This window comes from Streptomyces synnematoformans, assembly GCF_039531005.1.
In the GTDB taxonomy this organism is placed as follows: Bacteria; Actinomycetota; Actinomycetes; order Streptomycetales; family Streptomycetaceae; genus Streptomyces; species Streptomyces synnematoformans.
This window is the reverse complement of the sequence record NZ_BAAAPF010000445.1, coordinates 1-4,303: the sequence shown is the minus strand read 5'-3', so window position 1 is coordinate 4,303 and position 4,303 is coordinate 1. Positions and strand designations below refer to the sequence as shown.

Annotated in this window: 5 protein-coding genes; 4 read left to right on the top strand and 1 reads right to left on the bottom strand. The window is 74.6% G+C overall.

The window, feature by feature from the left end:
- A partial coding sequence (locus tag ABD317_RS34045) for an MFS transporter (protein ID WP_344295228.1) occupies positions 1 to 644 on the bottom strand: 644 nt, incomplete at its 3' end.
- A gap of 76 nt (positions 645 to 720) precedes the next feature.
- On the opposite strand from ABD317_RS34045, the gene ABD317_RS34040 reads away from it, so the two are divergent.
- The 4 genes from ABD317_RS34040 to ABD317_RS34025 form a co-directional block, all read left to right on the top strand.
- Positions 721 to 1,392: a TetR/AcrR family transcriptional regulator gene (locus ABD317_RS34040; RefSeq protein ID WP_344295226.1), complete on the top strand. Its 672-nt coding sequence runs from the start codon at positions 721 to 723 to the stop codon at positions 1,390 to 1,392.
- Between the two features lie 371 nt (positions 1,393 to 1,763).
- Complete coding sequence (locus ABD317_RS34035; protein WP_344295223.1) at positions 1,764 to 2,246, top strand: MerR family transcriptional regulator; 483 nt, start codon at positions 1,764 to 1,766, stop codon at positions 2,244 to 2,246.
- Complete coding sequence (locus ABD317_RS34030) at positions 2,243 to 3,853, top strand: peptide chain release factor 3 (RefSeq protein WP_344295221.1); 1,611 nt, start codon at positions 2,243 to 2,245, stop codon at positions 3,851 to 3,853. Before ABD317_RS34035 ends, ABD317_RS34030 begins: the two co-directional genes overlap by 4 nt.
- Before the next feature lie 33 nt (positions 3,854 to 3,886).
- The coding region (locus ABD317_RS34025) for a hypothetical protein (RefSeq protein ID WP_344295219.1) at positions 3,887 to 4,303 on the top strand (417 nt) is incomplete at its 3' end.

Sequence of the window (4,303 nt, the reverse complement as noted above, 5' to 3'; positions counted from 1 at the left end):
GCCGCGTCGGCGAGCAGCCGGCGGTCCGGGACCGGCAGCCGGCGCCCGCCCGGCGCCGGCGCGGCGGGCGGCACCGTGCGCCACCCCAGCGCGGCGGCGAGCACCAGCAGCGGCACCCGGGAGAGGAAGACGGCCCGCCAGCCGTAGCCGTCGGCGATCCAGCCGCCGAGCGGGGCGACGGCCACGCTGCCCACCATCATGAGGGTGGAGTGGTAGCTCATCGCCCGGCCGCGCTGGTCCGGCCGTACCGCGGCGGAGACGACCGGCAGATACACCGCCAGGTACACGGCCGCGGCGAACCCCTGGAGCACCCGCGCGGCCAGCAGCATCCAGAACTGCGCGGCGAGCGCGGCGAGCACGTCGGCCGCGGCGAGCGTCAGCAGCGCCAGGGTGAAGACCAGCCGGGAGTCGGCCCGGTCCAGCCACCGGCCGGCGGGCAGCGCCAGCGCCGCCACGGGCAGCTGGTAGGCCAGCAGCACCCAGGCGGTCGCGCCGGTGCCCACGTCCAGGTCGCGGCCGATCAGCGGCAGGGCGAACGCCGCCATGGTCAGTTCGCTGGCCACCAGCAGCGTGGCCAGCGCCGAGGCCGCGATCGTCGCCCACTTCGTACGTGCCGGGGCGACGGTGGCGTCACGTTCCTCCATGACCCCAAAAACTACAATGGCAATTGTAGAAACGTAAGGTGGCGCATGCAGATTGACGAGGGGCAGGATGGGCGGCGTGGCCGATCAGGGCGGGACGACAGCGCAGCCGCCGCGCGGGCGGGTGGCCAAGCGGCAGGCGATCACCACCGCCGCCCGCGCGGTGTTCGGGCGGGACGGCTACACCCGGGCCGGTATCGAGGTCATCGCCGCGGAGGCCGGGGTGTCGACCCGTACGATCTACAACCACTTCGACGGCAAGGAGCGGTTGTTCGCCGCGGTGATCGAGGAAAGCTCCGTGCAGGTCGCCGGCGCGCTGGTCCGCCTGATCGACGACCACCTCGACCCCGTCGCCGGGGCCGCCGGCCTCGAACCCGCCCTCGTCGCGCTCGCCCGCGCCTGGGCGGCGGTGCCCCGTACCGAGTTCGCCGCGCACTTCGCCGTGGTCCGGCAGCTGCAGGCCGAGGCGACGCACCTGCCCCCCGCCCTGCTGGAGGTGTGGAACGACGCCGGGCCGCGGCGCACCGAGGCCGCCCTCGCCCGGCACCTGCGCGCCCTGGACGGCCGCGGGATCGTGGCCGTCGACGACCCCGTGCTGGCCGCCGACCACTACCTGCTGCTGACCCTGGGTGCCCTGGACGCCCGCAGCGACGGGGGCGCCACCCCCCTCGGCGACGCCGAGTCCGCCCGGGTCATCACCGCCGGCGTCCGCGCCTTCCTGGGCGGCTACCTGCCCCGTCCCGCGCCATGACCGAGCGGCGAGGGGGAAGGCAGCGCCGCGTCCGAGGGGGTGGGGAGGCGACGCTGCCTCGACGACGGCAGCCTGTCAGGGCGGCCGAGCGTGAATCTACTCTAACGTCAGGGTTGACTTCAAAGGAGTCCGGCGCCGCGCGCCCCGGTTCGCAGCGGTTGCGCCCCCCGGGCGAACTTGCGGCACAACCCTCCCGTTGCGTTACGGTGGGCGGGCTCGCCGGGTGCGCCCGGCCTGCTTCCGAGGGCTGTCCCCCGGGCAGTGCGGCTCATCGCCCGCTGTCCGAGGGGCAGTGCGTCCTCCGGTCGCCGCCGCGTACCCCCGCAGCCCGCTACGTTCTGGAAGTCTACCCTCACGTTAAGGTAGCTTTGATGCGGTGGGCCGACGGCCGCGGGAGTGAGGTGACGGCGGTGGCGCAGAAGCTGATGCGGATCGGAGAGGTGGCGGAGTGGACCGGGCTGTCGCTGCGTACCATCCGGCACTACGAGGAGGTCGGGGTGCTGGCTCCGAGCCGGCGCACCGCGGGCGGCTTCCGGCTCTACACGGAGGCGGAGGTGCGCCGGCTGGCGCTGGTGCGGCGGATGCGGCCGCTGGGGTTCTGCCTGGAGGACATCCGGGAGCTGCTCGGCGTGCTGGACCGGCTGCCGGAGGAGAGCGGCGCACTCCCGGCCACCTCCGGTGAGGCGCATGAGGAGCTGGTGGCGAGGTTGCGTAAGTTCTGGCTGGAGGCCGACGCCCGGTGCGAGGATCTGCGCGGGCAGCTGCAGGCGGCGGAGGACTTCGCCCGCTCGCTGCACGTACAGCTGAGCAGGCTGCTCGACGCGGCCCCGGACGAGACGGAGTCGACGCGGTGAGCACGGTGCGTGCGGCGGGTGAACGGGCCGCGGGCGAGGCGGCCCGGCGGCGGACGTTCGCGGTGATCAGCCACCCGGACGCGGGCAAGTCGACGCTGACCGAGGCGCTGGCGCTGCACGCCCGGGCGATCGGCGAGGCCGGCGCCGTGCACGGCAAGGCCGGCCGGCGCGGGGTGACGTCGGACTGGATGGAGATGGAGCGGACCCGGGGGATCTCGGTCACCTCCGCGGTGCTGCAGTTCGCCCACCGCGACCACGTGCTCAACCTCCTCGACACCCCCGGGCACGCGGACTTCTCCGAGGACACCTACCGCGTCCTGGCCGCGGTGGACTGCGCCGTGATGCTCATCGACGCGGCCAAGGGCCTGGAGGAGCAGACCCGCAAGCTGTTCGACGTCTGCCGGCACCGCGGCATCCCCGTGATCACCTTCGTCAACAAGTGGGACCGGCCCGGCCGGGAGGCGCTGGAGCTGCTGGACGAGATCGAGCGCGAGTTCCGCCTGAAACCCACGCCGGTGACCTGGCCGGTGGGCATCGCCGGCCACCTGCGCGGCCTCGTCGACGTACGGGACGACGCGCACATGCTGCGCTACGTCAAGGCCCCCGGCGGCGCCCGGGAGGCGAAGGAGGAGCTGGTGCCCGCCGACCGGGCCGCCGCCGAGGAGGGCGGGGACTTCGCGCAGGCGGCGGAGGAGATCGAGCTGCTGGCCGCCGACGGCGCGGTCTTCGACCGCGAGTCGTTCCTCGCGGGCAAGTCCACGCCGGTGTTCTTCGGCGCCGCGCTCGGCAACGTCGGCGTACGGCTGCTGCTCGACGCGGTGGTCGACATGGCCCCGGCGCCGCCCGCGCGGGAGCTGACCGGCGGCGGCGTCCGCCCCGTCGGCGCCGCCTTCTCCGGGCTGGTGTTCAAGGTCCAGGCCAACATGGACCGTTCGCACCGGGACCGCATCGCCTTCGTCCGCGTCTGCTCCGGGATCTTCGAGCGCGGCATGACCGTCACCCACGCCGCGTCCGGCAGGCCGTTCGCCACCAAGTACGCGCACAGCGTCTTCGGCCAGGACCGCTCCTCCGTCGACGTCGCCTACCCCGGGGACGTGGTGGGGCTGGTCAACGCCGCCGCGCTGCGGGTGGGCGACACCCTCTACGACGGGCCGAAGGCCGAGTTCCCGCCGATGCCCACCTTCGCGCCCGAGCACTTCGCCGTCGCCCGCCCCGTGGACATCGGCCGCTCCAAGCAGTTCCGCCGCGGCATCACGCAGCTCGGCGAGGAGGGCGTGGTGCAGGTGCTGGTCTCCGACCGCCGCGGCGAGCAGGCGCCGGTGCTGGCGGCCGTCGGCCCGATGCAGTTCGACGTCGTCACCCACCGCATGGCCCACGAGTTCTCCGCCCCCGTCACCCTGGAGCCGCTCCCGTACCACCTGGCCCGGGCCACCGACGCCGCCGGCGCCGAGGCGCTCAACCGCTCCCGGCTGGTACGCGGCGAGGCGCTGACCCGGCTGCGGGACGGCGCCCTGCTGGCGCTCTTCCCGGACCGCTGGCAGGCCAACTCCTTCCGGCGGGAGTTCCCCGAGGGACGCCTGGACCACCTGATCGCCGCCCACGAGTAGCACGGACGGGACGGAAGGAGCGCGAGCACCGTCATGGCCCGGGAGATGAGCTGCCCCTCCTGCGGGGAGACCGAACAGCTGCGCGGCGAGACCGCCGCCGGCGACATCCGCGTTACCTGCGGGTCCTGCGGCGCGCGGTGGATGCGCGGCGCCCCGCGCTGCGCGGGCTGCGGCGGCGCCGACATCGTCGCGCGCCCGCAGGCCATGACCCGCCACTCCCGCGGCACCCAACTGTCCATCATCGGCTGGCGCGAACTCCCGCTGTGCCGCGACTGCGACGGCCCCGCGCTGCGGACGTCGCTGGAGGAGAACGTCCCCGTCCCCGCCGACTACGTCGCCGTCTGCCTCTACGGCAAGGGCGACCGCACGACCGCCGCCCCGGCGCCGGCCCCCGCGAATCCGGAGGCCGCCGCACCCGCTGCTTCCGCCCCGCCCGCGCCGACCACGTGC